At 62.0% G+C, this 2,915-nt stretch carries 5 protein-coding genes; all 5 read right to left on the bottom strand.

The window, feature by feature from the left end; translation table 11 throughout:
* A partial coding sequence (locus KUL93_RS11105; RefSeq protein ID WP_217127100.1) for a PIN domain-containing protein occupies positions 1-231 on the bottom strand: 231 nt, incomplete at its 3' end.
* The gene (locus KUL93_RS11100; RefSeq protein ID WP_217127099.1) at positions 231-494 is read right to left on the bottom strand and encodes a FitA-like ribbon-helix-helix domain-containing protein; all 264 of its coding nucleotides are present in this window, start codon (positions 492-494) and stop codon (positions 231-233) included. The genes KUL93_RS11105 and KUL93_RS11100, both read right to left, overlap by 1 nt.
* Positions 495-551: 57 nt before the next feature.
* Positions 552-1,031 (bottom strand): glycosyltransferase, encoded by a 480-nt coding sequence (locus KUL93_RS11095; protein ID WP_217127098.1) that lies wholly within the window; start codon positions 1,029-1,031, stop codon positions 552-554.
* Between the two features lie 117 nt (positions 1,032-1,148).
* Positions 1,149-2,522, bottom strand: a complete 1,374-nt coding sequence (locus tag KUL93_RS11090; protein ID WP_217127097.1) for a methyltransferase regulatory domain-containing protein — start codon at positions 2,520-2,522, stop codon at positions 1,149-1,151.
* Between the two features lie 27 nt (positions 2,523-2,549).
* On the bottom strand, positions 2,550-2,915 hold a 366-nt coding region (locus KUL93_RS11085), incomplete at its 5' end, for a hypothetical protein (protein ID WP_217127096.1).

Genomic DNA, 2,915 nt, shown 5'->3' with positions numbered 1-2,915 from the left:
GAAGGGCAGGCAGCGCCCCCCGAAATCCTCTTCGAACATCGCTTGGGCCGCCCGTGCCAGCGCCGCTTGGCGCTTGCCCGCAGGCATCAGCGCCAGCCCCAGCGCGATTTCAGCACGGCTGATGGCGCTGGTCCACACCTCTTCAGCGGGGAGGCGGTCCAGCCAGGCGACCACCGCATCACTGGGCTGTGGACGCATGAATTCCGACAGCACATTGGTGTCGAGCAGCATCACGGCGTCTCGTCCCGAACCGCATCCCAGTTGGGCGGCGTGCGCGTCGGTTGGCGTGGTGGGAGCTGAAAGTCGGCATCGGCCACTTCCGCAAAGCGCTGTTTCAGCCGCTGCCCCAAAGGTTGCGGTTGGGTTACGCGAACCAAGGCGTCGCGCAGAATGCGACGGGCTTCCTCCTCCATCGACACCCCATGCTGTGCGGCACGGATGCGCAGCGCCTGTTTGAGCGCATCGTCGACATTTCGAATGGTCAAAGCGGCCATGGAAGCACCTGCTGATTGATCGCAATGACAGCATTGTATGCACTGCTATCTTTTTCGTCAATGCACCTTCAGCACCCCCATCTTCACCAACCACGCCAGGCTGCGGAACACCAACGCCTGCCGCTCGGCCGGAATCGCGGCCACCAGCGCCAGTGCCGCCTTGGGGCCTGTGGCGGCCGCTTGCAACACCGCCTGAACCTCGGCCTCGCTGGGCAGCACCACCTTGGCAAAGTCCACCATCGCCAGTTTCCGGTAGGCGAGCGTGCGCTTCAATGCCGTGTCTGCGTCGGCATACACCAACCCCAGCACCGTCTGTTCGGTCAGTGTCCGGGTTGGGTAGGCGGCAAAAGCGTGGAACGGGTCCATCCGCGCCGGCCAGGGGTGCGGTAGCGGCTTGAGCTCTTTGGCTTGGGCGGTGCGGATTTCGTTCAACTGCGCCCACAGCGCCTCGTACTGCGGAATGATCGCCGCCCAGTCATAGACCGTCCGCGCGCGCTGCCGGCCCGCTTCGCCCATCTGCTTACTCAATGTGGGCAAACAAAGTGGGGGGATCCTTTTGTTTGCTCTTTGAGCATCTTCCATCAAGCCCCTGTCGCGCAAGGCCCTGATGGAAAAGACCCCGCCCCTTGCGGGAAGAGCGGGTTTGCCCTCATCTTACGCCACCTGCAGTGCCTTGAGGATCGGCAGCCGCTCTTCGGCAAAGGTCAGCGCCTGGGCAGCGAGCTCGGTGAGGTTTTCGTCGGCGGTTTCCAACGCCTTGCCCTCTTTGGTCAGCCGCTGACCTAGCGCCTGCAGGTGGTCCCAGACAAAGCGCGCCCACTCCTCCGGGGTCTTGCGGCCCTGTTGACGGGCATGCAAAAAAAGCTGCTGAAAGCGATTCACCGCAATGCCGCCGCCGGTGACGGGGCTGGCCAAGTAGGCGAAGTCGTTGCATGCGCGGCTCTTGGTCATGAGGTGCTGGTTGAGGCGGTCGCACGTTTTCTTGGCGCGGCTCACATGGGCTTCGTCCTGCGCAACCGCAACATCCCCCTTGCCCACCAGAATCAGGGTCGCTTGCAGGATTTGGGCGAAGGTGATGCCTTTGGGCGCGAGCTGCTGTTCGATCTGCCCCAGCGTCATCGGCTTGTGGCTGGAGAGCAGCTCCAGAATGGGCAGATAGACGCCTTCGTTGAGCGTGGCTTCGCCGCGGCTGCCGGTGACCTTGAGCGCCACGGGCGGGCGCGGGGTGGTGAGGATGAGGCGCTGCGCGCGCAAGCCTTCCAGCCGCTCGAATGCCGTGGGTTGGCGTGCGCCCTTGATCCAGTAATCCCGGCGGAACTGGGTGTTGCAGCAAAAGTCGCGCACCAGTTGGCGAAAGCCCGCATCCGGAATGCTCCTAAGCAGCGCCTGTTGCTCCTCCGAGAGGTTGATCGCATCCACATGGTCCAGGTAGTGGGCCGATGCCGCATAGCTGAGCTTGGCAGGGGCGAGCCACTCGGCCATCTGCGCCACCGACATCGGATGCCAGTCGCGGTTGAAGTATTCGTGCGCAAGGTAATGGCGATTTTGCTCCTTCATCTTGGCGATGCGCTGCGCCACCTGCGGGTTGGCCGCGGCAAAGGCAGGTTGGGTGGCCAGAAGCTTTTCGGCAAAATCGAGCGCTGCGTCGATGCGGCTCACGATTCCCTGCCCCTTGGCAGCGAGTGCATCGGCATAGGCGATCAAGAGCTCGCGCATCGGCACCATCGCGGCCCAGCCGGGCTGGGTGTTGTAGCTGATGTAGAGCACACCGCCCACCTTGAGCTTCTTGCGGATGAAGTCGACGATGACGGCGCGGTTCTCATCCGAAATCCAGCTCCAGATGCCGTGCAGCCCAATGAAGTCGAACTCGGGCAGATCGGGCCGGGTGCAAAACTCGGCAAACGCCTCATCGAAAAGCCGAAGAGAGGCACCGGAAGCAGCGGCAAGCTCCTGCGCAAAACCGGCCTGCGCCGGGTTGAAGTCGGTGGCCCACCAACTGGTGGTAGAGGCAGCGGCGTGGATATCCAATCAGCCATCGTGAGTTCCTTCTGACTGTTAGCTGGAAACGAAAATATCGAGCGCTTTGAGCACCACGAGCACAATTCCTGCGCCACCGATGTACCACTTCATGGTGGTGATGATGGTTTCTTGCATCTTGACCTGCGCCTGCTCGAATTTGGTTTCGAGGCTACCCATACGGGCTTCCATTTTGGACTCTAACGCGCCCATTCGCTTTTCAAACTCGGCGGTCATCTCGGCCTTGAAGGTCTGGAACTGACCTTCAAGTGCCTGAAATTTCCCTTCCAGCGCCGCAATGCGTGATTCCACGCGGTGCTCCAGCTCTTGGAACTTCCCCTCGAGCGCGACGACGCTTGCGGTCACCTCATCGAGTTTTTGATCGAGGTGGTTGATGTGGTTGTA

The organism is Hydrogenophilus thiooxidans, assembly GCF_019049855.1.
GTDB lineage: Bacteria > Pseudomonadota > Gammaproteobacteria > Burkholderiales > Rhodocyclaceae > Hydrogenophilus > Hydrogenophilus thiooxidans.
Note: the sequence above shows the minus strand (reverse complement) of the source record. Positions and strands in the feature narration are given on the sequence as shown.